Source organism: Paracoccus shandongensis (assembly GCF_017315735.1).
Lineage (GTDB): Bacteria > Pseudomonadota > Alphaproteobacteria > Rhodobacterales > Rhodobacteraceae > Paracoccus > Paracoccus shandongensis.
On sequence record NZ_JAFLRK010000001.1, the window covers coordinates 241866 to 263641 of the forward strand.

Here is a 21776-nt window from a genome sequence, read left to right on the forward strand (position 1 = left end):
AACGCCTGGAAAATTTCGCATCGAAGATGATTTTTCCTCTTGCGCCCCCCGGCGCAGTCCCATAAATCACCGCTCACCGAAGGCGAGACGGCAAGACGAAGCGCCAACGGAACGGATGCGGGTGTAGCTCAGGGGTAGAGCATAACCTTGCCAAGGTTAGGGTCGTGAGTTCGAATCTCATCACCCGCTCCAACATAAAAAGGCCGGACCTTCGGGTTCGGCCTTTTTGTTTTGCGCAAACAAAAACCTTCGACCGGAGGTTGCAGAATCTGCATTGGCGCTTATGATGCCGCAAGAAGGCTCTAGCCTGATCACCGTTGAAACAAAAACACGAACAATATCAGACCAGAGCCTAAGCGGGCATCCCGGAAACCCTTTACCCAGGACACAAGCTGGCACGGCTGTCTCGCTTTCCAGCATGCCGTTAACCAACCGGGACAAGCCACCATCCGCGATTGGCTTTACACTGTCAAGTTGAGTGATGAACAAGATGCCGATGCGCGGAGATCTGCCACAGCTGTTGATCAAGACCGGACTGGATCTTCTGGACGAGGAAGGCACGGAGGGCCTGACCTTGCGCCGGATCGCCGCGCGGGCGGGGGTATCCCATGCCGCGCCCGCCCATCATTTCAACGGACTGCCCGGCTTGCGCACGGCCATCGCCACCCAAGGGTTCCGCAGCTTTCTGCATGAACTGGTCAGCGCCCGCGACGCCCTGCCCCCGGATGCCGATCCGTTCCTGTGCCTGCTGGCGGTGAACCAGGCCTATATCCGCTTTTCCCGGCGCAGGACGGCCTTGTTCCGGCTGATGTTCGACCAGTTGCCGACCGAGGACAACGACCTGCGCCAGGCGGCGCTCGCCGCCTATGCCATCCTCCAGGACCACTGGACGCCCTTCGTAGGGGACCGCCATCCTGCGTCCTTTGAAACGGCGATCTGGGCGCTGACCCATGGCTTCGCCGCGCTCAGCATGGACCGGCCCTATCCCCCAGACACGCCCGTCAACCTGTCCTCCTACGAGGATGCCCTGCGCCTGCTGGTCGGCTGACGCAGGGCGGCTTTTTAGCCGTCCACGCGGATCCGCGCGTTCTGCGGGTCGTAGGGGCTGTCCTCGGTGACTTCGGCGTCCCACAGCTCGCGGAACATGCGGACCTTGACCTTGGTCCCCGGCGCGGCCAGGTCGGGGCGGACATAGCCCATGCCGACCTGCTTGCCAAAGGCCACGGAATAGCCGCCCGAGGTCAGGCGCCCGACCTTTTGCCCATCAAGAAAGATCCCTTCGCGCCCCCATGGATCAGCGTCCTGCGGCCCGTCGATCAGCAGCGTGACGCACATGCTGCGGATGCCCTTGGCCTGCATCGCGGCCTTGCCCCGGAAATCCTTGGACAGATCGACGAAGCGGTCCAGCCCGGCCTCCAGCGGGGTGGCGTCGCGGCCCAGTTCCGTGCCGAAGGCGCGATAGGATTTTTCCTGCCGCAGCCAGTTCTGCGCCCGCGCGCCGACCAGCTTCATGCCCAGCGGCTCGCCCGCCTCGATCAGGCGGTCGAACAGGTGGTTCTGCATCTCGATCGGGTGGTGCAGTTCCCAGCCAAGCTCACCCGTATAGGCGACGCGGATGGCGTTCACGGGCACCATGCCCAGTTCGATCTGTCTGGCCGACAGCCAGGGGAAGCGCTTGTTCGACAGCGCGGTTTCGGGCTGCGCATCGCGGATCAGACCCGCCAGGATGTCGCGGGATGCCGGACCCGCCAGGGCAAAGACGCCCCACTGGGTCGTCACGTCATGGATGCTGACGTAGCCGCCGCCCGCCGCCATGAAATCCTCGGCCGATTTGACCAGGTGATCGCCGTCATAGGCCGCCCAGGCACCGGCGGACACCAGGTAATAGCTGTCCTCGGCCAGCCGGACGATGGTGTATTCGGTCCGCGTGGTGCCCGCGTCGGTCAGCGCATAGGTCAGGTTGATGCGGCCCACCTTGGGCAGCTTGTTGGTGGTCAGCCAGTCCAGGAACGCCGTCGCGCCCGGTCCCTTGACGGTGTGCTTGGCGAATGCCGTGGCGTCGATCAGGCCCGCCGCGTTGCGGACAGCCTCGGCCTCGGCCCTGGCATGTTGCCACCAGCCGCCGCGCCGGAAGCTGCGGGACGCGTGGTCGTCGAAGTCCTGCGGGCCGTAGTAGTTCGGACGTTCCCAGCCGTTCACCTGCCCGAACTGCGCGCCCCGCGCCTTCTGCCGGTCATAGGCGGGCGAGGTGCGCAGCGGGCGACAGGCTTCGCGTTCCTCGTCAGGGTGGTGCAGGATGAAGACGTGCTCATAGGCCTCTTCGTTCTTCCGCGCCGCGTATTCGGTGGTCATCCAGCCGCCGAACCGGCGCGGATCCAGCGAGGCCATGTCGATCTCGGCCTCGCCATTTACCATCATCTGCGTCAGGTAATGGCCGACGCCGCCAGCCGCCGTGATGCCGAAGCTGAACCCCTCGGCCAGCCACATGTTGCGCAGGCCGGGCGCGGGGCCGACCAGCGGGTTGCCGTCGGGGGTATAGCAGATCGGGCCGTTGTAATCGTCCTTCAGCCCCACCGTTTCCGAGGTCGGAATGCGGTGGATCATGGACATGTATTCCTCCTCGATCCGTTCCAGATCCAGCGGGAACAGGTCGGCGCGGAAGGATTCGGGCACGTCATACAGGAAGCGCGCGGGGGCGTTGCGTTCATAGGGGCCAAGGATCCAGCCGCCGCGTTCCTCGCGCACATACCACTTGGCGTCGGCATCGCGCAGGACCGGGTGTTCCGGGTTGCCCTCGGCCCGCCACTTCACCAGCGCCGGGTCGGGTTCGGTGACGATATACTGGTGCTCGACCGGGATCGCGGGGATCTTGATGCCCAGCAGGCGCGCGGTGCGCTGCGCGTGGTTGCCGGTGGCGGTCACGACATGCTCGGCCCGGATCTCGAAAGTCTCGCCCGATCCGACCAGGTTGCCGCCCTTTTCCACCAGCTTTTCGCAGGAAACGATCCATTCGGACCCTGTCCAGCGGTATCCGTTGACCTGGACCTTGCGCTCGATGGTGGCGCCGGCCATGCGCGCGCCCTTGGCCATGGCCTGCGTCACGTCGGCGGGGTTGATATAGCCGTCGGTCGGGTGGAACAGCGCGCCCTTCAGATCCTCGGTGCGGACAAGCGGCCAGCGGTCCTTGATCTGCTGGGGGGTCAGGAACTGGTGCTCGATCCCCACGGTTTCAGCCGTGGCGGAATACAGCATGTATTCGTCCATGCGCGCGTCCGTCTGCGCCATGCGCAGGTTGCCGCAGCGGGTGAAGCCCGCGTTCAGCCCGGTCTGCGATTCCAGTTCCGCATACAGCTTGACCGAATAGTCGTGGATATGGGTCGTCGCATAGTTCATGTTGAACAGCGGCAGCAGGCCCGCCGCGTGCCAGGTGGATCCGGCCGTCAGCTCGTCACGCTCGACCAGCATCGTGTCCCACCCGGCGCGGGCCAGATGGAGCGCGATGCCGCAGCCGACCGCGCCGCCTCCGACGACAAGAACCTTCACATGCGACTTCATCCGCGCGACTCCTTGATGCGTTGTGGGATCGTTACTGCCACGGCCTGCGCCAGCCGGTTCGTTGGGCCCGACCTATAATGGCCAAAAACGACATGCTGCAACGCAGCACTTGTGCGAATCCGTCGTGGTCTATTAGGGTCCGCGCCATCAAGGGGGGACGGGATGCAGATTTGCCGCGACAAGCAGGCGATGCGCGACTGGCGGCGGGGCGCGGGCCGCGTGGCCCTGGTGCCCACCATGGGCGCGCTGCATGACGGGCACCTGTCGCTGGTGGCCCATGCGCGCCGCTGGCTGGATGCGCGGGGCGGCGGGCGGGTGGCCGCGTCGATTTTCGTCAACCCCACGCAGTTCGGCCCGAACGAGGATCTGGCGACCTATCCCCGGGACGAGGAAAACGACATCGCCCTGCTGCGCCACGCGGGTTGCGACGCGGTGTTCCTGCCCACGGTGGCCGACATCTATCGCCCCGGCGCGCAGACGGTGGTCGAGGTCACAGACCTGTCCCGGATGCTGATGGGCCGGCTGCGCCCCGGCCATTTCCGGGGCGTGGCGACGGTGGTGACCAAGCTGTTCAACATCGTCGGGCCGGACGCGGCGGCCTTTGGCGAAAAGGATTATCAGCAGCTTGCGGTGATCCGCCGGATGGTCGCGGACCTGGACGTTCCGGTCGAGATCCTGCCCGTGCCCACCATGCGCGAACCCGACGGCCTTGCCATGTCGTCCCGCAACCGCCGCCTGTCGCCCGCCGAACGCGCCGCCGCCCCGGTGCTGAACCGCGCGCTGGACCAAGCGGCGCGGATGGTGGCCGAGGGCGCGGGCCTGCCCGCCGTCCGGGCCGCGCTGCGCCGCATCATCGGGGCGGAACCGCTGGCCGATATCCGCTCCATCGACATCCGCGATGCCGCCACCCTGTCGCGCATCGCCACCATCCAGGCGCCCGTGGTGATCCTGCTGGCCGTCCGCTTTGGCGACGTGCTGCTGATCGACCAGCGCGTCGCCCATCCGAAAGGCGCCCCCGATGTCCGTTGAAACCCGCATCAAGCGCGTGACCGCCCCGCAGATCGCGGATCGCAAGGGCGGCACGCCCATCGTCGCGCTGACCGCCTATACCGCGCCGCTGGCCGCGATGGTGGACCAGCACGCCGACCTGATCCTGGTGGGCGACAGTCTGGGGATGGTGGTTCACGGCTTGCCCTCGACCATCGGCGTCACGTTGGAGATGATGATCCTGCACGGCCAGGCGGTCGTCCGCGGCAGCCAGCGCGCCATGGTGGTCGTGGACATGCCCTTCGGCAGCTACGAGGAATCCCCCCAGCAGGCCTTCCGCAACGCCGCGCGCATCATGGGCGAAACCGGCTGCGGGGCGGTGAAGCTGGAAGGCGGCAGCCGCATGGCCCCCACCATCCGCTTTCTGACGGAACGCGGCATCCCGGTCATGGGCCATGTCGGCCTGACGCCGCAGACCACGCATACCCTGGGCGGCTTCAAGACCCAGGGCCGCGATGCGGAAAGCTGGCCCCGCCATGTCCAGGATGCCGTGGACGTGGCGGGGGCGGGCGCCTTCGCCATCGTGGTCGAGGGCGTGGTCGAGCCCCTGGCTGACCGCATCACCGAAACCGTGGCGGTGCCCACCATCGGCATCGGCGCATCCGTCCGCTGCGACGGGCAGATCCTGGTGCTGGACGACATGCTGGGCCTGACCGGCCGGGTGCCGCGCTTTGTGCGCCGCTTCGCGGACCTGGGCGCGCAGGCGGACGGGGCCATCGCCGATTACGCCGCCGCCGTGCGCGAACGGCGCTTTCCCGGCGCGGATCACGTTTACCGCTGAGGCTCAGCCGCCCCCCTGAAAGTCCGCCGTCCGCGCCAGGCGCGACAGCAGCAAGGGCACCAGCAGCAGCAGCGACAATCCTGCGTAGATGACGGAAAAGCTGGTCCGTTCGGCCAAAAAGCCGATGGTGCCGGGGGCCAGCAGGATCCCGGAATAGCCCATGGTGGTGACGACCGACAGCCCCACGCCATGCGCCAGTCCCGGCACGTTGCCCGCCGCCGAAAAGGCGATGGGCACCATGTTGGCGATGCCGATGCCCGCCAGGGCAAAGCCCGCGATGGCGGTCAGGGGCGAGGGCGCCAGCGCCGCCAGCGCCAGGCCCAGCATGGCGATCCCGGTGCTGACCTGCAGCGTCCGGACCGCGCCGAACCGGCCCCGGATCCCGTCCCCCAGGAACCGCATGACCGCCATCGTTCCCGCGCAGGCGGCAAAGCCCCATCCCGCCACCGCCAGCGAGGCGCCCATTTCCCGCTGCAGATAGACCGCCGCCCAGTCGAGGATCGCGCCTTCCGGGATCATCGAGGCCAGCGCCATCACCCCGATCAGATAGGGCAGCGGCGTGCGCGGCAGGCGCAGGGGCGCGTGTGCGTGGTCCGCCGAGGGCTTGTCCCGCAGCAACAAGGGAAAGGCCAGCGCCAGGACCGCCGCGACGATCAGCGTCACGATGACGGCATGGGTCAGTTCGCCCAGGGCCTGGATCGCCACGCCCCCTGCCCCCGCGCCCGCCAGGCCCCCCAGGGACCAGAACCCGTGGCAGGACGACATGATCGCCCGCCGCCGGGCGCGTTCCACCGCCACGGCATTGGCGTTCATGGCGACATCCATGGCCCCGATCAGCCCGCCAAAGGCCAGCACGGCGGCGGCGGCCCACCAGGGACCGGGGGCGAGCGAAATCCACATCAGGCTGGGCGTGGCCAGCATCGCCGCCAGCCGGACCGCATGGGCCGAACCCCGCCGCGCGACCAGCGCGCCAAAGACCGGCATCATGCAGATCGAGCCGACCCCAAGCGCCAGCACGATCAGGCCCGCCACCTGCTCGCCGATGCCAAGCCGCGCCATCAGGGCGGGCAGCTTGGGCGCCCAGCTTCCGACCAGAAGCCCGTTGCAGAAGAACAGCGCCGACACCGCCCACCGCGCCTTGATCCCGACAAGGCCCGTCCTGGCCATGGTCCCATCCATCCCCGGGGTTCCTTCCCCTGTCACAACATGCTGGGCACGACCAGATCGGGCGGGCGATGGCCGTCGGCAAAGGTCTTGATGTTGATGATGACCTTCTCGCCCATCTCGGCCCGCCCCTCGACCGTGGCCGATCCCATGTGCGGCAGAAGGACGACATTGGGCAATTCGCGCAGGCGGGGGTTGATCTCGTGCCCATGCTCGAACACGTCAAGGCCCGCGCCCGCGATTTCCCCCGCGCGCAGCATCCGGGTCAGGGCGTTTTCGTCGATGACTTCCCCGCGTGAGGTGTTCACCACCACCGCCGTGGGCTTCAAGAGCCTCAGCCGCCGCGCGTTCAGCAGGTGAAAGGTCGATGGGGTATGCGGCGCGTTCACGCTGATGATGTCCATGCGCGCCAGCATCTGGTCCAGGCTTTCCCAGTACGTCGCCTGCAACTCCGCTTCGATTTCAGGGCGCAGGCGGCGGCGGTTGTGGTAATGGACCTGCATCCCGAAGGCATTGGCCCGCCGCGCCACGGCCTGCCCGATCCGGCCCATGCCCAGGATCCCCAGGCGGCGCCCGCCCACGCGCCCGCCCAGATGCGCGGTCGGCGCCCAACCGGCCCAGCGGCCCGCCTGCATCTCGGCCATGCCCTCGGGGATGCGGCGCACCACGCCCAGGATCAGCGCCATGACCATGTCGGCGGTGTCCTCGGTCACGACGCCGGGGGTGTTCGTCACCAGCACGCCGCGCTGGCGGGCGGAATGAACGTCGATATGGTCCACGCCCGCGCCGTAATTGGCGATCAGCTTCAGCCGCTCGCCCGCCTGGGCCAGCATGGCGGCGTCGATATGGTCCGTCACCGTGGGCACCAGCACATCCGCCCCGCGCATCGCCGCCGCCAGATCGTCGCGCGACATCCTGGCGTCGGTGTCGCGCAGGACCACGTCGAACAGTTCCTTCATGCGCGTCTCGACCGCCTCGGGCAGGCGGCGCGTCACCACGACACGCAGTTTCTGGCGCGAGGGCTGCGGGCTGTGCATGATGGCCTCACTTTCTCGATGTCATGTCGGGGCGGCCTTTCAAAGCGGCGCCGGTTTTGGCAAACTGCCCGCGATATGGGGCGCGCACAAGACCCCATCGGGGCGCCTTGCGTGTTCCGGCAGAGGGCAGACGGGGCCGCCCGAAGGCGGTCGGCAGGAACGGACGGGTTGATGAGAATACGGACGCTTTTGGGTGGCGGGGCGGCGGTTCTGGCCGCATCGGTGGGTTTGGCGCTGGCCCAGGCGGACACCGTGCCGCAATCGGCCGACGCGCAGATCCTCCGCGTCCAGGACGGGGGCGGCGCGGCGCGCGGTCCCGTGACCAACCTGCCGGTGCCCCGCTATGTCAGCCTCAAGGGGTCCGAGGGCAACGCGCGGCGCGGCCCCAGCCTGTCGCACCGCATCGACTGGGTGTTCCGCCATGCCGGGATGCCCCTGCGCGTGGTGGCCGAGTTCGGCCACTGGCGCCGGGTCGAGGACAAGGACGGCGCGGGCGGCTGGATCCACTATGCGCTGCTGTCGGGCGTGCGCACCGCCCTGGTGACGCAGGACATGGTGGAGCTGCGCAGCCGCCCCCACCCCGACGCCGACATCGTGGCCCGGGCCGAGATGGGGGCCATCGTGCGGCTTGGCGAATGCGAGCCGGATTGGTGCCGCATCTCGGGCGGGGGTCAGCGGGGATGGGTTCCGAAGACCGCGATCTGGGGCGTGGACGCGGACGAGGTGCGGGACTAGGCCAACCCCCGCCCCCGCAGCAGCGCATCGACCCCCGGCATCCGCTGCCGGAAAGCCAGCCACAACTGGTCCGCCGGGGCAGATCCGCCCTTGGACAGGATCGTCTCCTCCAGCCGCCGCGCGGTGGCCGGGTCGAAGATGTCGCCGGTCTCCTCGAAGGCGGCGAAGGCGTCGGCGTCCATCACCTCGGACCACATATAGCTGTAATAGCCGTTGGCATAGCTGTCGCCGCTGAAGACATGGGCGAAATGCGGCGTCGCGTGGCGCATCGGGATGGCCGTGGGCGCGTCCAGTCCTGCCAGCACCCGCGCCTGTGCGGCCATGGGATCGGCGGGCGGTTCGCCCTGATGAAAGGCCAGATCGACCAGCGCGCTTTCCAGGTATTCGGTCGTGGAAAAGCCCGCATCCGCCTTGCCCGCCGCCAGCAGCCGGTCGCGCAAGTCGGCGGGCAGCGCCTCGCCCGTCTGGTAATGCCGCGCATGGGCGTCCAGAACGGCGGGCTGTTCCAGCCAGTGTTCGTAAAGTTGGGAGGGCAGTTCCACGAAGTCCTGCGCCACCGCCGTGCCGGAAATCGAGGGCCAGGTCACGTCCGACAGGATGTGATGCGTCGCATGGCCGAATTCGTGGAACAGCGTGCGCGCATCGTCCCAGGACAGTAAGGCGGGGGTGCCGGGCGCATCGGGCGGGGTGAAGTTGCAGACATTCACCACGATGGGCCGCTGGCCCGCGCCGATCTTGTGCTGGACCTGCAGCGACGAACACCAGGCCCCTGACCGTTTCGAGGGCCGCGCGAAGTAATCGCCCACGAAGATCGCCATCAGCCGCCCGTCGCGCGTGATCCGCCAAGCCCGCGCATCGGGCGACCAGAGGGGCGCCTCAAACGGCTGGAACTCCAGCCGGAACAGGCGGCGCGCCACGTCCATCATGGCCGCCAGCATCGCATCCAGCGTCAGGTAGGGCTTGACCTGATCCGCATCAAAATCATGGTCCTGCCGCCGCAGCCGTTCCGCATAGAAGCGCCAGTCCCAGGGTTCCAGCGCGCCGTTCACGCCATCTTCGCGCGCCATGGCGGTCAGCCGGTCCTCGTCGCTGGCAGCGCGGGCGCGGGCGGGTTCCCAGACCTGCCCCAACAGGTCGGCCACGCGGTCGGCGGTCCCGGCCATCTCGGGTTCCAGCTTGTAGGCGGCGAAATCGGCATAGCCCAGCAGGCGTGCGCGTTCATGGCGCAGTGCCAGGATTTCCGAGACCAGGGGCAGGTTGTCCGTCGCCTCGCCCCCCGCGCCCTGCCCCGTCCCCCGCGCGGTCCAGGCGCGGAACGCGACCTCGCGCAGGGCGCGGTCACTCGCATGTTCCAGGAAGGGCACGATCAGCGACCGGGACAGGGTGACGACCTGCTCGTCCATCCCCCGCGCCACTGCTGCCGCGCGCATGGACCTGACCAGCCAGTCGGGCAGTCCCGCCAGCCGGTCGTCGGGGATCGGCAGGACGTAGTCGCGTTCGTCCGCCAGCACGTTCTGCGAAAACTGCGTGGTCAGCACCGCCATGCGGGCGCGGATTTCGGCCATGCGGTCGCGCGCGGCACCTTCCAGCCCCGCGCCCGACCGGGTCAGCCCGCGCAGGGCCAGTTCGGTGATGCGGCGATCCTCGGGCGGCAGGGTATCCGCCGTTGCAGCAACCGCCTTGACGCGCGCATAAAGCCGAGGGTCCATGCCTGTCTTGCTGTTATAGGCCGCAAGGCGCGGAGCGAAGTCGCGTTGCAGCGCCTCTCTCGCCGGGTTCGAATCGGCGCTGGCCAGGGTGTAGAAGATCGACAGCAGGCGGTTCAGCCCGTCCTCGGCCGTTTCCATCGCGGCGACGGTGTTGGCGAAACTCGGCGCGTCGGGGTTGGCGGCGATGGCCTCCATCGCGGCTTCGGCGGCGGCCAGTTCGCGGTCGAAGGCGGGGGCGAAATCGCCGTCCGCGATCAGGTCGAAGCGGGGCAGTCCCTCGGGTCCGGTCCAGCGGGTCAGTTCGGGATTCATGGCGTCTCCTTTGCCATGAACCTAGGCGGGCTGCGTGCCGCCTTCCAGATCCGATCCGCAGACCGGGCAATCCGGCCGCCGCGCCGTGCCGATCATCCGGCTTTCACCATACAGCCCGTCAAAGATCAGCATCCGCCCGCGCAATCCCTGCCCCGCGCCGGCCAGATGCTTGATCGCCTCCATCGCCATCATGCTGCCAATCACGCCGGGCAAGGGGCCGATCACTCCCGCCTCGGCGCAAGGGGGTGCAAGGCCCGGTGCGGGAGCGATCGGGAACAGGCAGGCCAGGCACGGCCCGCCGCGCGCGGGGTCATAGAGCGTGACCTGCCCTTCCCATTGCGCGATGGCCCCGGCGATCAGGGGCACGCGGGCTGCGACGCAAGCGCGGTTGACCGCGTCCCGCGCGGCAAAGCTGTCGGTGCCGTCCAGCACCAGGTCGTGCCGGGCGATCAGGTCGGCGTCGGCGTCAGAGATGCGGCGCGGCAGGGGTGTCACGGAGACATGGGGGTTCAGCGCGCGCATCGCGGCGGCGGCGGCCTGGGCCTTGGGCTCGCCGCGCTGGTCGCTGCGAAAGATCACCTGGCGTTGCAGATTCGACAGGCTGACCGTGTCGTCATCCGCGACCGTGATCCGCCCCACCCCCGCCGCCGCGAGATACAGGCAGACCGGCGCGCCAAGGCCGCCCGCGCCCACCACCAGCACGCGGGCATCGCGCAGGCGCATCTGGCCGGGACCGCCGATTTCGCGCAGGACCAGATGGCGGGCGTATCGGTCCAGTTCGGCGCCCGACATGCCGGGATCGGCCGGGGCAGGCACAGGCGCGGGAACGGCGCGCGCGCGCAGCCGCGACAGCCCCCCGCGATAGGCAAGCACCAGCCCCGCCAGCCCGCCCGCGACCAGCCAGCCGCGCGCGGACCCGCCGAACACCGCGCCCCTGCCCGCCAGATGGGCCAGCTCGATCACCGCCCAGACCAGCACCAGCGCCGCCAGCAGCCACCGGCGCGGCAGGCCGAAGACCCATCCCGCCACAGCGACCCCGACCAGCAGCCAGAACCCCAGCATCGCTCACACTCCGGTCGAGCCGAAGCCGCCCGCCGCCCGCGCGGTTTCCCGGCTGAAGCTGTCAACCACGGTGAAGGCGGGGCGCAGGACGGGGACAAAGATCATCTGCGCGATCCGCTCTCCCGGCTGGACGGTGATCGGCGCCGAGCCTGCGGGGTTGCGGTTCCAGGTGCTGATCAGGATTTCGCCCGTATAATCGGGGTCGATCAGGCCGGTCGAGTTGCCCAGCACCAGCCCGCGCTTGTGCCCCTGCCCGGATCGCGGAAGCACCAGCCCGGCAAACGAAAAATCGCCAAAGGACAGCGCAATCCCGGCGCTGATCAGCACCGCCGGGGCCTGCGGGGCGATGTCCAGGGGCGCGTCGATGCAGGCGAACAGGTCGATCGCCGCCGATCCCGCCGTCTGGTAATCGGGCAGCCCCCATTCACGGATCCGCGGGTCGAGTATCCTGACTTCCATGTCTGCCGCCCTTGCTGTCTTTCGCCAGCCTTAGCGGATGCGGTTCAGACCTGCCAGCGGGGCTTGCGCTTGTCGAAGAAGGCGGCGATGCCTTCGGGGGCTTCGTCCCCTTCCCAGACGGCCACCAGCCGGTCGATGCTGTCCTCGATCACCGATTGGTCGATGCGGGGACCAAGGGCGCGGCATTGCGCCTTGGCGGCGGCGACCGCGCCGGGGGCGGCCAGCAGGAAGGGGGCGACCTCGGCCTCGATGGCCGCATCCAGGGCGTCGGGGGCGACGGCGCGCGCAGCAAGGTTCAGCGTGACCGCCTCGTCCGCGCCGAACAGGCGAGCCGAGAAGAAGACGCGGCGGGCCTTGTCCTCGCCCATGCGGGCCAGGACATAGGGGCCGATGGTGGCGGGGATCAGGCCCAGCTTCACCTCGGTCAGGCCGAAGCGGGCGGTGTCGGCGGCAATGGCGATGTCGGCCACGGCCATCATGCCGACGCCGCCGCCGAAGGCATTGCCGTGGACGCGGGCGATCAGGGGCTTCGGCAGCAGGTTCAGCGCCGACAGCATCCCGGCCAGGATCCGCGCCCCCGCCCGTCGCGTGTCCGCATCGGCATCCATCTGCGCGCGCATCCAGCCCAGGTCGCCGCCCGCGCAGAAGCTGGCGCCCTCGCCCGCCAGCAGCACCACGCGCACCGCCGGGTCCGCGCCTAGGGCCGCGGCGGCTTGGGTCAGTTCCTCCATCATCTGCTGGGATAGCGCGTTGTGCTTGTCGGGACGGGCCAGCCACAGCGTCGCCACGCCGCGCGGGTCGGTGTCGATGCGGATCGTTTCAAACATGGGTCGCTCCCCTCAGGCTGCGCGCGAAAGCGGCGGCCTGCTCGATCACCGCCATGTCCAGGCCATGCGCAAATCCCTGCGCCGCAAGATGCGCCGCGACTTTTTCCGTGGCGACATTGCCCGCCGCACCCGGCGCATAGGGGCAGCCGCCCAAGCCCCCTACGGCGGCGTCAAAGACCCGCAGGCCCCGCGCCAGGCTGGCGTCGATGTTCTGAAGCGCCCGACCCGCCGTGTCGTGGTAATGACCGGCCAGCCGGTCAGGCGGCAGTTCATCCAACACCGCCGCCAGCATGGCGTCGATGGTTTCTGGCCGTCCTTGCCCGATGGTGTCGCCCAGGCTGATCTCATAGCAGCCCAGGTTGCGCAGCGCCGCCGCCACGCGAGCCACGTTGGCGGGCGGGGTCGGGCCATCGAAGGGGCAATCCGTCACCACGCTGACATAGCCGCGCACCGGGATGCCGTCGGCCTTTGCCGCCGCCGCAACCGGCGTCAGCCGTTCCAGGCTTTCGGCGATGGTGGCGTTCAGGTTGGCGCGGCTGAACCCTTCGGAGGCGCTGGCGAAGATCGCGACTTCGCTGGCCTGCGCGGCCCGCGCGCCCTCGTATCCCTTCATGTTCGGCGTCAGCACGGCATAGGAAACCCCTGGCACGCGGCGGATGCCAGCCATGACCTCGGCCGCGTCGCCCATCTGCGGCACCCATTTCGGGCTGACGAAGCTGGTGACTTCGATCCGCCGGAAGCCCGCCTGCGACAGCAGATCGACCAGCGCGATCTTGTCCGCCGCCGGAATCAGGCGCTTTTCGTTCTGCAGGCCGTCGCGCGGCCCCATCTCGAAGATTTCCACCGTTTCAGGCATCGGGAAGCTCATAGAAATCGCGTTCGTAAAGCTGCGGCTCGCCTTCCTGCGGCAGGGCGCGCTGGAAGGCAGGGCGCGCGGTGCAGCGGTCCGCATAGGCCTGCAAGGCAGGGGTCAGGCGGACAAAGCGGCCCGCCGTCCAGACCGACCAGCCGACCGCGCAATCCACGCCCGAAAAGCCGCCAGCCATCAGCCAGTCCTGATCCTTGACCGTCTGTTCCACCATTCGCAAGGCCCGGCCCAGACGCGCCGTTTCCAGCTTCATCACGGTGGGCGACCGCGTGGCGGGATCGCGCAGCATCAGGTGGCTTTGCGTCAGGCTCGCGATGTGCTGGCCGATGGTTTCCGCGAAATGCAGCCAGTCGAGCCAGCCGAGCCGCCCTTCCTCGCCCGGTGCGCGCCCCAGATGGGGCCCGCGCGTTTCGCACAGGTATTCGACCATCGCGCCCGATTCGTGGATCACGTTGCCGTCGATCTGAAGCGCGGGCGCACGGCCGACCGGGTGGATAGCGGCGTATTCGGCGGCGCGCATATCCTTGCTGCGCAGGTCCATGACGCGCAGGCTGAAGGGCAGGTCCAGTTCGTTGAGCAGCCACAGGATGCGCATGGACCGCGACAGGGGGACGTGCCAGAGGATGATCTCCTCGCCGCCGTCCTTGACGGGGCCGCCCTGGGCGGGCGGGGCTGCGTCGGTGGGGACGGGTTCAGGCATCCGCGTCCTCCAACCGGATCAGGGGAGCGCCTGCCTCGACCTGGTCGCCCGCGCTTGCCAGCACCTCGGCCACCACGCCGTCGCGGGCGGCGGTCAGGCTGTGCTCCATCTTCATGGCCTCCAGCACGGCCAACCGGTCGCCTGCCTTGACAGTCTGGCCCGCGCGGACATCGACCGACTTCACCAGCCCCGGCATGGGCGACAGCGTCAGCGCCGCCCCTGCCACGGCATCCGCCTGCCGGTCCAGCGGATCCAGCGGCGCCAGATGCAGGCTGCCCGCGCCGAAGACGCTGACGCCGCTGTCATGGGCGGTGATGCGGTGACGGCAGAGGCTGCCGTCCACCCACCAGCGGTCGCCCTGCCAGCGGACCTCATGCGGCTGGCCGTCCAGCGTCACGCGCGCGGCGCCGGGGCCAAGCACCTCAAGCACGGCCTGCCCGTCCTGCCAATGGATCGTGCGGCGCAAGGGCTGCCACAGGGTCATGCCGCCCTTGACGCTGGGGTCGGCCAGACCCGCCAAGCCGATCACGGCCAGGGCGCGGGCGACAGGTTGAGGTTCGGATGCGGCAACCAGCGCGTCCAGGTCGCGGGCGATCAGGCCGGTATCGACCTGACCCGCGCGGAAGCCGTCATGCCGGGTCAGGGCGATCAGGAAGTCCAGGTTCGTGACCGATCCCGCGACCTCGGTATCCACCAGGGCCGCTTCCAGGGCGCGCAGGGCAATGGCGCGTGTCGGACCCCCCGTCACGACCTTGGCGATCATCGGGTCATACCAGGGGCTGATCGTGTCGCCCGTCCGCACCCCCGTTTCGATCCGCGCGCCGTCGGGGAAATGCAGATGCGCCAGGCGGCCGGTGGCGGGCAGGAAGCCTGCGGGCACGTCCTCGGCGTAAAGCCGCGCCTCGAAGGCGTGGCCGTTGATGGTCAGATCCTCTTGCCGCGCGGGCAAGGGTTCGCCGCTGGCGACGCGCAGCTGCCATTCGACCAGATCGACGCCGGTGATGGCCTCGGTCACGGGATGTTCGACCTGAAGGCGGGTGTTCATCTCCATGAACCAGAAGCCGTTGGGGCGCAGGCCGTCCGAGCCGTCCACGATGAACTCGATGGTGCCCGCGCCCGCATAGCCGATGGCCTCGGCGGCGCGGACAGCCGCATCGCCCATGGCCTGCCGCATTTCGGCGGTCATGCCGGGGGCCGGGGCTTCCTCGATCACCTTTTGGTGGCGGCGTTGCAGGGAACAGTCGCGTTCAAACAGGTGGACTGCGCGGGTGCCGTCGCCGAAGACCTGGACCTCGATATGGCGGGGCTGCTGAATGTATTTCTCGATCAGCACGGCGGGGTTGCCGAAGGCGGTCGCGGCCTCTCCCTGCGCGGATTGCAGGGCGGCGGCGAAGTCCTGGGGGCGTTCGACAAGGCGCATCCCCTTGCCGCCGCCGCCCGCCACGGCCTTGATGAGGACCGGATAGCCGATCTGGCCCGCCTGCGCCTCCAGATGCGCGGGATCCTGGTTTTCGCCGTGATAGCCGGGGACGACCGGCACGCCCGCCCTGGCCATCAGCGCCTTGGCGGCGTCCTTCAGACCCATGGCGCGGATCGCAGCGGCAGACGGCCCGATGAAGACCAGTCCCGCCGCGGTCACTGCGTCCACGAAATCGGGGTTTTCGGACAGGAAGCCATAGCCCGGATGGATCGCCTGCGCCCCCGTGTCCAGCGCCGCCCGGATGATCGCGTCGCCGCGCAGGTAGCTGTCCTTGGGCGCGGGGCCGCCGATGTGGATGGCCTCGTCCGCCATCGCCACATGGCGGGCGGCGCGGTCGGCGTCTGAGAAGACGGCCACGGTGCGCACGCCCAATCTGCGGCAGGTGTCGATGACGCGGCAGGCGATCTCGCCCCGGTTGGCGATCAGGATTTTCTGGAACATGGCGGCACCTGCCTGTGGCGGGCCAAGCCGGGGGCTTCGCGCCCCCGGACCCCCGCGGGATATTTGGACCAAAGTGAAAGAGCCATCCGCATCACATCCTGAAGACGCCGAAGCGGGTTGGCGGAATGGGCGCGTTGAGGCTGGCGCGCAGCGACAGGGCCAGCACGTCGCGGGTCTTGCGCGGGTCGATGATGCCGTCGTCCCAAAGCCGGGCCGAGGCGTAGAGCGGGTGGGACTGGCGGTCGAACATTTCGATGGTGGGGCGCTTGAACTCGGCCTCCTCCTCCGCCGACCAGGTGCCGCCGGTGCGCTCGATGCCCTCGCGGCGGACGGTGGCGAGGACGCCCGCCGCCTGTTCGCCGCCCATGACGCTGATGCGCGAGTTGGGCCAGGTCCAGAGGAAACGCGGGCTGTAGGCGCGGCCCGCCATGCCATAGTTGCCTGCGCCGAAACTGCCGCCGACCAGCATGGTGATCTTGGGCACGTTGGTCGTGGCAACCGCCGTCACCATCTTGGCGCCATGCCGCGCGATGCCTTCGTTTTCGTATTTGCGCCCGACCATGAAGCCGGTGATGTTCTGCAGGAAGACCAGCGGGATGGACCGCTGGCTGCACAGTTCGATGAAATGCGCGCCCTTCTGCGCGGCTTCGGAGAACAGCACGCCGTTGTTGGCGACGATGCCCACCGGGCAGCCCTCGACATGGGCGAAGCCCGTGACCAGCGTCTCGCCGAAGCGGGCCTTGAATTCGTCGAAGTGGCTTGCGTCCACCACGCGGGCGATGACCTCGCGGATGTCATAGGGGGTGCGCAGGTCGGCGGGGACGACGCCCAGGATCTCCTCGGGGTCGTGGGCCGGGGGTTCGGAGGATTGCCAGGCCACCGTGTCGGGCATCCGGCGGTTCAGGTGGGCGATGGCGCGGCGGGCCATGGCCAGGGCATGGGCGTCATCCTCGGCCAGGTAGTCGGCCACGCCGGAAAGGCGCGTGTGGACATCGCCGCCGCCCAGATCCTCGGCCGTCACGACCTCTCCGGTCGCGGCGCGGACCAGCGGCGGACCGGCCAGGAAGATCGTGCCCTGGTTGCGCACGATGATGGTCACGTCGGACATCGCGGGGACATAGGCGCCGCCTGCCGTGCAGGATCCCATCACCACCGCGATCTGCGGGATGCCCTTCGCGCTCATCTGCGCCTGGTTGAAGAAGATGCGCCCGAAATGATCGCGGTCGGGGAAGACCTCGTCCTGGTTGGGCAGGTTCGCGCCGCCCGAGTCCACCAGATAAACGCAGGGCAGATGGCACTGTTCGGCGATTTCCTGAGCGCGCAGGTGCTTCTTGACGGACATCGGGTAATAGGTGCCGCCCTTCACGGTAGCGTCGTTGGCCACGACCATCACGTCCTGGCCATGCACCCGGCCCACGCCCGCGATCACGCCTGCGCCTGGCGCCGCGCCGTCATACATGCCATGCGCCGCCGTGGCGCCGATCTCCAGGAACGGACTGCCGGGATCCAGCAGGTTCGCCACCCGTTCGCGCGGCGGCATCTTGCCCCGGCTGGTGTGACGCTCCATGGCCTTGGGCCCGCCCCCGGCGGCGGCGGCCAGGGCGGCCTCGCGCGCGATATCCAGCAGCGCCAGATGCGCCTCGCGGTTGGCGCGAAAGCTGTCCGATGTGGTCAGGGCGGATGATGTCAGCTTCATGGGCAGGCTTTCCCGAACGGGGCGCGGCGCATTGTCGCAGCCGAGCTTTGGTTCACAGCGGTTTGATCCAGATCATGTTTTCGGCCCGGGCCCCGGTCCATGCCACGCCCTGTAACCTTTGAAGGAGTCTTGTGATGAAAACTCTGTGCCTTGCCGCCGCGGCCGTGCTGGCCGTCGTTTCCCCGGTGGCTGCGCAGCAAGCGGGCGACCTGACCGTCGGCCTGGGCATTGCCAATGTGAACCCCAAGTCGGACAACGGTACGCTGGCTGGCGGCGCCTATCCGATCAGCATCGGCGACAACACCCGCCCGCAGATCACCGTCGAGTATTTCATCCGCGACAACATCGGGATCGAGCTGCTGGGCGCCCTGCCCTTCAAGCACTCGATCAAGTCGAACGGGGCCGAGGTCGGCACCGTCAAGCACCTGCCGCCCGTCGTGTCGCTGCAATACCATTTCGACGCCACGCCACAGCTGAAGCCCTTCGTGGGCGTGGGCGTGAACTTCACCGGCTTCTATGACGCGGAGTCCAAGGGTGATCTGACGGGCAACGAGCTGCGCGTGAAGAACAGCTGGGGCCTGGCCGCCCATGTCGGCACGGACTACTGGATCAACGACCGTTCCGCCGTCCGCGCCGACCTGCGCTGGATCGACATCGACGCCGATGTGACCCTGAACGGCGCCGATATCGGCAAGGTCGAGGTGGACCCGGTCGTCGCGGGCATCAGCTATGTGATGAAGTTCTGATCTGGAGCCCCGGCGCATCCCTGCGGGGATGCGCCGCATCCCCCCTGGCAGGCGCGCCTTATTCATCGCGCGGCTCCCACGCGCGCAGGCGCAGGTATTGCTGGGCGGTCAGGTGCAGGCTGCACTCGACGCCAGCCGGACCCGCGCCGGTGCCGCCGCCCCAGCGGCTGCCTTCATAGGAACAGGCCGAATTGCGAAAGGCGATCCAGTCACGCTGCATCTGCCTCAGCAGCGGTTCCTGTCTTGCGGCGGCCGAACCCAGGCTAGCCATCTCGGTATCGGCGGCCTTTGCGGCGGTCATCACCTTGGCATAGCTGTCGTTCAGCTTTTCGTCCCAGACCGCGAGTTCCTCGCCCAGGCACCAGGACATCGCCGCGGTGCTGTAGCCTTCGGGCGAATCAATGCAGGGACCAGAGGCCGCGCCGACGCAGCCGAGATAATCCGGCGTCCCGTCCGGCTTGGCCTGCCGGCTGGCGTTTTCCAGGCAAGCGTCAATCAGACCACCGTCGAAGGGCGGCCATTCGGGTTCCTGGCCAAAAGCCGGGGTTGCCATCACGGCCAGAACCAGCAGGGCGCGCATCAGGCAAGGCCCAGCAATTCGCGCCCGATCAGCATCCGGCGGATTTCGCTGGTGCCCGCGCCGATCTCCATCAGCTTGGCGTCGCGGAACAGGCGGCTGACCACGCTGTCGTTCAGGAACCCCGCCCCGCCAAGCGCCTGCACGGCCTGATGGGCCTGCACCATGGCCTGTTCGCTGGCATAAAGCACCGCGCCCGCCGCGTCCTGGCGCGTCACCTTGCCCGCGTCGCAGGCCTTGGCCACCTCATAGACATAGGCGCGGGCGGTGTTCAGCGCGACATACATGTCGGCGATCTTGGCCTGCATCAGCTGGAAGGATCCGATGGGTTGGCCGAACTGCTTGCGATCGCGCACGTAAGGCATCACCTCGTCCAGGCAGGCGGCCATGATGCCGGTGCCGATGCCCGACAGGACCAGCCGTTCGTAATCCAGCCCCGACATGAGGACGCGCACGCCCCGGCCTTCCTCGCCCAGGACATTCTCGAACGGGATCTCGCAATTCTCGAAGATCAGCTCGCCGGTGTTGGACCCGCGCATCCCCAGCTTGTCGAAATGCGGGCTGGTGGAAAAGCCCGCCATGCCGCGTTCGACGATAAAGGCGGTGATACCCTTGCTGCCCGCCTCGGGGTCGGTCTTGGCATAGACGACCAGCGTGTGGGCGTCGGGCGCGTTGGTGATCCAGTACTTGTTGCCGTTCAGGACATAGCGGTCGTTCTTCTTTTCCGCCCGCAGCTTCATGCCCACGACATCGCTGCCCGCACCTTCCTCGGACATGGCAAGGGCGCCGACCGCCTTGCCGCTGCACAGGTCGGGCAGATACTTGCGGCGCTGTTCGTCGGTGCCGTTCAGCTTGATCTGGTTCACGCAGAGGTTAGAATGCGCGCCATAGGACAGGCTGACGCTGGCGCTTGCCCGCGCAATCTCCTCGACCGCCACCACATGGGCCAGATAGCCCATGCCCGCGCCGCCGAACTCCTCCGGCACGGTGATGCCCAGCAGGCCCAGGTCGCCCATTTCCGTCCACAGCTCGTTCGGGAAGGCATTGGTGCGGTCCACCTCGGCGGCGATGGGCTTGACGCGGTCCTGCGCCCAGCGATGCACCATGTCGCGCAGGGCGTTCACATCCTCGCCCCCGTCGAATTCCATCCCCCGCGTGAACATCCGCAAACCCCCTCCGGTTTATTGAACGGTCGTTCATTTCTTATAGGCCAGCGCGCCGCCGACGGTCAAGCACCAGCCTGCGCGGGAAGCGGCAGCCGGTCAACAGCGCGATCAACACCCGCTTCGCCTTGTGACGGACCAGCGATGCACCGCAGGGCGAAAACATGAAACCTGGTCTTATTCGTTGTATTTTATTCATAACAAGATTGCAGAATGGCGAAACGCCGATAGCTTCCGAAGACTTTCAAACCACGGATACTCATCATGGCCCGGATCCAGCTTCACCGCTCCTTTGACCTGACTGCCCCTACCCGCTTCGCCAATCCCGAATGGGGCCCGGATGAGGCTTGGCTGGATTTCAAGGGCGGTCTGCGGCTGAGCTTCAGTTCGCCGGGGCGCGGCTCCGATCTGATGGATGGCTTGACCCTGACCCGGAATGGCGCGCCGATCTTCAGCATGTCGCATTTCGTGATCTCCACCCATCCGTTCGAGATCAATGAAAAAGAGTTGTTTGAAAAGGGCAACTGGCTGTCGATCTGGAACACGGTTCTGGCCAAGGACGACGAGATCATCGGCTCGGTCGGCCGCGACGTGGTTGATGGCCGCACCGGCAATGATGTCATCTGGGGCATGGGCGGCGATGACACGGGCTTCGGGGGTGCGGGCAACGACAGCTTGTCCGGCGGCGCAGGTGCTGACCATCTGTTCGGCGACCAAGGCCATGACCGGCTTGACGGCGGGGCCGCCGCTGACCTTCTGGATGGCGGTATAGGCAACGACCTGCTGATGGCTGGCCTGGGCGCCGACACGATCCGCGGCGGACTGGGCACGGACACGTTGCAGATGCAGACCGCAGCAAACCTTTCCATCGATCTGCTGGTTGAAACCGCGCAATCGTTCAAGGGCGGTTCGGTTACCGTCAGCGGGATCGAGATCCTGCGCACGGGATCGGGCCACGACCGGCTGTCGGGCAGCAACCTGGGCGATACGCTGGATGGTGGTGGCGGCAACGACATCTTGGTGGGTCGCGGCGGCACGGACAGGTTGGCGGGAGGCCTGGGCAATGACCGGCTGGAGGGCGGTGCCGGAAACGACATCCTTTCCAGTGGAACCGGCATTGACAGCTTTGTCTTCCGTGCTGGCAGCGGCAGGGACCGGATCACGGATTTCGTTGATGGAACAGACAAGATTGTCTTTGCCGCAGGCCCACACGACATGTCGGATCTGCGAATTCTTGACCAGGGGGCCGATACGGTGATCCGGTTCGGCAGCGACCAGATTACCCTTGTCAATGTCGATCACCGCCTTCTTGGCCAGGATGACTTCACCTTCGCCTGACAAGGATGGAAAAAGACCCAAGGCTTTCTTGCACGACACTTCCTCGGCGCGCCCCGATGGACTAGAGAGGGCGCGAAGA

Annotated in this window: 19 protein-coding genes and 1 tRNA gene; 7 read left to right on the forward strand and 13 right to left on the reverse strand. The window is 67.9% G+C overall.

Annotation, left to right across the window (positions count from 1 at the left end; genetic code table 11):
• Nucleotides 1–117 precede the first annotated feature (117 nt).
• Nucleotides 118–192: transfer RNA gene (locus tag JX613_RS01175), tRNA-Gly, on the forward strand.
• Between the two features lie 304 nt (nucleotides 193–496).
• The gene (locus JX613_RS01180; protein WP_207099610.1) at nucleotides 497–1048 is read left to right on the forward strand and encodes a TetR/AcrR family transcriptional regulator; all 552 of its coding nucleotides are present in this window, start codon (nucleotides 497–499) and stop codon (nucleotides 1046–1048) included.
• A 14-nt stretch (nucleotides 1049–1062) separates the two neighbouring features.
• Here JX613_RS01180 and JX613_RS01185 read toward each other — a convergent pair whose 3' ends face one another.
• Nucleotides 1063–3555, reverse strand: a complete 2493-nt coding sequence (locus JX613_RS01185; RefSeq protein WP_207099611.1) for a GcvT family protein — start codon at nucleotides 3553–3555, stop codon at nucleotides 1063–1065.
• A 162-nt stretch (nucleotides 3556–3717) separates the two neighbouring features.
• Between JX613_RS01185 and panC the strand changes: the two genes are divergently transcribed.
• A complete protein-coding gene (gene panC / locus JX613_RS01190) occupies nucleotides 3718–4584 on the forward strand; it encodes a pantoate--beta-alanine ligase (RefSeq protein WP_207099612.1) in 867 nt (288 codons plus the stop codon).
• Complete coding sequence (gene panB, locus JX613_RS01195; protein ID WP_207099613.1) at nucleotides 4574–5383, forward strand: 3-methyl-2-oxobutanoate hydroxymethyltransferase; 810 nt, start codon at nucleotides 4574–4576, stop codon at nucleotides 5381–5383. Before panC ends, panB begins: the two co-directional genes overlap by 11 nt.
• A 3-nt stretch (nucleotides 5384–5386) precedes the next feature.
• On the opposite strand, the gene JX613_RS01200 is transcribed toward panB, so the two are convergent.
• Both JX613_RS01200 and JX613_RS01205 read right to left on the reverse strand, forming a co-directional pair.
• Complete coding sequence (locus JX613_RS01200) at nucleotides 5387–6562, reverse strand: MFS transporter (RefSeq protein WP_237168263.1); 1176 nt, start codon at nucleotides 6560–6562, stop codon at nucleotides 5387–5389.
• 20 nt (nucleotides 6563–6582) lie between these two features.
• Complete coding sequence (locus tag JX613_RS01205; protein WP_207099614.1) at nucleotides 6583–7584, reverse strand: 2-hydroxyacid dehydrogenase; 1002 nt, start codon at nucleotides 7582–7584, stop codon at nucleotides 6583–6585.
• Between the two features lie 171 nt (nucleotides 7585–7755).
• On the opposite strand from JX613_RS01205, the gene JX613_RS01210 reads away from it, so the two are divergent.
• The gene (locus JX613_RS01210) at nucleotides 7756–8319 is read left to right on the forward strand and encodes an SH3 domain-containing protein (protein ID WP_207099615.1); all 564 of its coding nucleotides are present in this window, start codon (nucleotides 7756–7758) and stop codon (nucleotides 8317–8319) included.
• Here JX613_RS01210 and JX613_RS01215 read toward each other — a convergent pair.
• From JX613_RS01215 to JX613_RS01250, 8 genes are all read right to left on the reverse strand, one after another.
• The gene (locus tag JX613_RS01215) at nucleotides 8316–10340 is read right to left on the reverse strand and encodes a M3 family metallopeptidase (protein ID WP_207099616.1); all 2025 of its coding nucleotides are present in this window, start codon (nucleotides 10338–10340) and stop codon (nucleotides 8316–8318) included. The genes JX613_RS01210 and JX613_RS01215 overlap by 4 nt on opposite strands.
• 21 nt (nucleotides 10341–10361) lie before the next feature.
• Complete coding sequence (locus tag JX613_RS01220) at nucleotides 10362–11402, reverse strand: HesA/MoeB/ThiF family protein (RefSeq protein WP_207099617.1); 1041 nt, start codon at nucleotides 11400–11402, stop codon at nucleotides 10362–10364.
• Between the two features lie 3 nt (nucleotides 11403–11405).
• Nucleotides 11406–11861 (reverse strand): dUTP diphosphatase, encoded by a 456-nt coding sequence (dut, locus tag JX613_RS01225; protein WP_207099618.1) that lies wholly within the window; start codon nucleotides 11859–11861, stop codon nucleotides 11406–11408.
• A 44-nt stretch (nucleotides 11862–11905) separates the two neighbouring features.
• On the reverse strand, nucleotides 11906–12688 hold the full coding sequence (locus JX613_RS01230; protein ID WP_207099619.1) for a crotonase/enoyl-CoA hydratase family protein: 783 nt from the start codon (nucleotides 12686–12688) through the stop codon (nucleotides 11906–11908).
• Nucleotides 12681–13544: a hydroxymethylglutaryl-CoA lyase gene (locus tag JX613_RS01235; protein WP_207099854.1), complete on the reverse strand. Its 864-nt coding sequence runs from the start codon at nucleotides 13542–13544 to the stop codon at nucleotides 12681–12683. The genes JX613_RS01230 and JX613_RS01235 overlap by 8 nt, the downstream gene beginning before the upstream one ends.
• Complete coding sequence (locus JX613_RS01240) at nucleotides 13537–14256, reverse strand: glutathione S-transferase family protein (protein WP_207099620.1); 720 nt, start codon at nucleotides 14254–14256, stop codon at nucleotides 13537–13539. The genes JX613_RS01235 and JX613_RS01240 overlap by 8 nt, the downstream gene beginning before the upstream one ends.
• Entirely contained in the window at nucleotides 14249–16177 is a 1929-nt protein-coding gene (locus JX613_RS01245) for an ATP-binding protein (protein ID WP_207099621.1), read from the reverse strand. Before JX613_RS01245 ends, JX613_RS01240 begins: the two co-directional genes overlap by 8 nt.
• 91 nt (nucleotides 16178–16268) lie before the next feature.
• Nucleotides 16269–17873 carry a carboxyl transferase domain-containing protein gene (locus JX613_RS01250; protein ID WP_207099622.1) on the reverse strand — a complete coding sequence of 535 codons (1605 nt, stop codon included), beginning with the start codon at nucleotides 17871–17873 and terminating at the stop codon, nucleotides 16269–16271.
• Nucleotides 17874–18007: 134 nt separating this feature from the next.
• On the opposite strand from JX613_RS01250, the gene JX613_RS01255 reads away from it, so the two are divergent.
• Nucleotides 18008–18619, forward strand: coding sequence for an OmpW/AlkL family protein (locus tag JX613_RS01255; protein WP_207099623.1), 612 nt, complete (start codon nucleotides 18008–18010; stop codon nucleotides 18617–18619).
• 58 nt (nucleotides 18620–18677) lie between these two features.
• Here JX613_RS01255 and JX613_RS01260 read toward each other — a convergent pair whose 3' ends face one another.
• Both JX613_RS01260 and JX613_RS01265 read right to left on the reverse strand, forming a co-directional pair.
• The gene (locus JX613_RS01260) at nucleotides 18678–19199 is read right to left on the reverse strand and encodes a lysozyme inhibitor LprI family protein (protein ID WP_207099624.1); all 522 of its coding nucleotides are present in this window, start codon (nucleotides 19197–19199) and stop codon (nucleotides 18678–18680) included.
• Nucleotides 19199–20359 carry an isovaleryl-CoA dehydrogenase gene (locus JX613_RS01265; protein WP_207099625.1) on the reverse strand — a complete coding sequence of 387 codons (1161 nt, stop codon included), beginning with the start codon at nucleotides 20357–20359 and terminating at the stop codon, nucleotides 19199–19201. Before JX613_RS01265 ends, JX613_RS01260 begins: the two co-directional genes overlap by 1 nt.
• A 264-nt stretch (nucleotides 20360–20623) precedes the next feature.
• Here JX613_RS01265 and JX613_RS01270 point away from each other — a divergent pair, with 264 nt between their 5' ends.
• Nucleotides 20624–21697, forward strand: coding sequence for a calcium-binding protein (locus tag JX613_RS01270; protein WP_207099626.1), 1074 nt, complete (start codon nucleotides 20624–20626; stop codon nucleotides 21695–21697).
• Nucleotides 21698–21776 lie beyond the last annotated feature (79 nt).

Excerpts from the sequence above, each read along its gene's own strand:
- JX613_RS01180 (WP_207099610.1), top strand. The coding sequence starts at position 497 with ATGCGCGGAGATCTGCCACAGCTGTTGATCAAGACCGGACTGGATCTT.
- JX613_RS01185 (WP_207099611.1), bottom strand. The coding sequence starts at position 3,555 with ATGAAGTCGCATGTGAAGGTTCTTGTCGTCGGAGGCGGCGCGGTCGGC.
- panC (WP_207099612.1), top strand. The coding sequence starts at position 3,718 with ATGCAGATTTGCCGCGACAAGCAGGCGATGCGCGACTGGCGGCGGGGC.
- panB (WP_207099613.1), top strand. The coding sequence starts at position 4,574 with ATGTCCGTTGAAACCCGCATCAAGCGCGTGACCGCCCCGCAGATCGCG.
- JX613_RS01200 (WP_237168263.1), bottom strand. The coding sequence starts at position 6,562 with ATGGATGGGACCATGGCCAGGACGGGCCTTGTCGGGATCAAGGCGCGG.
- JX613_RS01205 (WP_207099614.1), bottom strand. The coding sequence starts at position 7,584 with ATGCACAGCCCGCAGCCCTCGCGCCAGAAACTGCGTGTCGTGGTGACG.
- JX613_RS01210 (WP_207099615.1), top strand. The coding sequence starts at position 7,756 with ATGAGAATACGGACGCTTTTGGGTGGCGGGGCGGCGGTTCTGGCCGCA.
- JX613_RS01215 (WP_207099616.1), bottom strand. The coding sequence starts at position 10,340 with ATGAATCCCGAACTGACCCGCTGGACCGGACCCGAGGGACTGCCCCGC.
- JX613_RS01220 (WP_207099617.1), bottom strand. The coding sequence starts at position 11,402 with ATGCTGGGGTTCTGGCTGCTGGTCGGGGTCGCTGTGGCGGGATGGGTC.
- dut (WP_207099618.1), bottom strand. The coding sequence starts at position 11,861 with ATGGAAGTCAGGATACTCGACCCGCGGATCCGTGAATGGGGGCTGCCC.
- JX613_RS01230 (WP_207099619.1), bottom strand. The coding sequence starts at position 12,688 with ATGTTTGAAACGATCCGCATCGACACCGACCCGCGCGGCGTGGCGACG.
- JX613_RS01235 (WP_207099854.1), bottom strand. The coding sequence starts at position 13,544 with ATGCCTGAAACGGTGGAAATCTTCGAGATGGGGCCGCGCGACGGCCTG.
- JX613_RS01240 (WP_207099620.1), bottom strand. The coding sequence starts at position 14,256 with ATGCCTGAACCCGTCCCCACCGACGCAGCCCCGCCCGCCCAGGGCGGC.
- JX613_RS01245 (WP_207099621.1), bottom strand. The coding sequence starts at position 16,177 with ATGTTCCAGAAAATCCTGATCGCCAACCGGGGCGAGATCGCCTGCCGC.
- JX613_RS01250 (WP_207099622.1), bottom strand. The coding sequence starts at position 17,873 with ATGAAGCTGACATCATCCGCCCTGACCACATCGGACAGCTTTCGCGCC.
- JX613_RS01255 (WP_207099623.1), top strand. The coding sequence starts at position 18,008 with ATGAAAACTCTGTGCCTTGCCGCCGCGGCCGTGCTGGCCGTCGTTTCC.
- JX613_RS01260 (WP_207099624.1), bottom strand. The coding sequence starts at position 19,199 with ATGCGCGCCCTGCTGGTTCTGGCCGTGATGGCAACCCCGGCTTTTGGC.
- JX613_RS01265 (WP_207099625.1), bottom strand. The coding sequence starts at position 20,359 with ATGTTCACGCGGGGGATGGAATTCGACGGGGGCGAGGATGTGAACGCC.
- JX613_RS01270 (WP_207099626.1), top strand. The coding sequence starts at position 20,624 with ATGGCCCGGATCCAGCTTCACCGCTCCTTTGACCTGACTGCCCCTACC.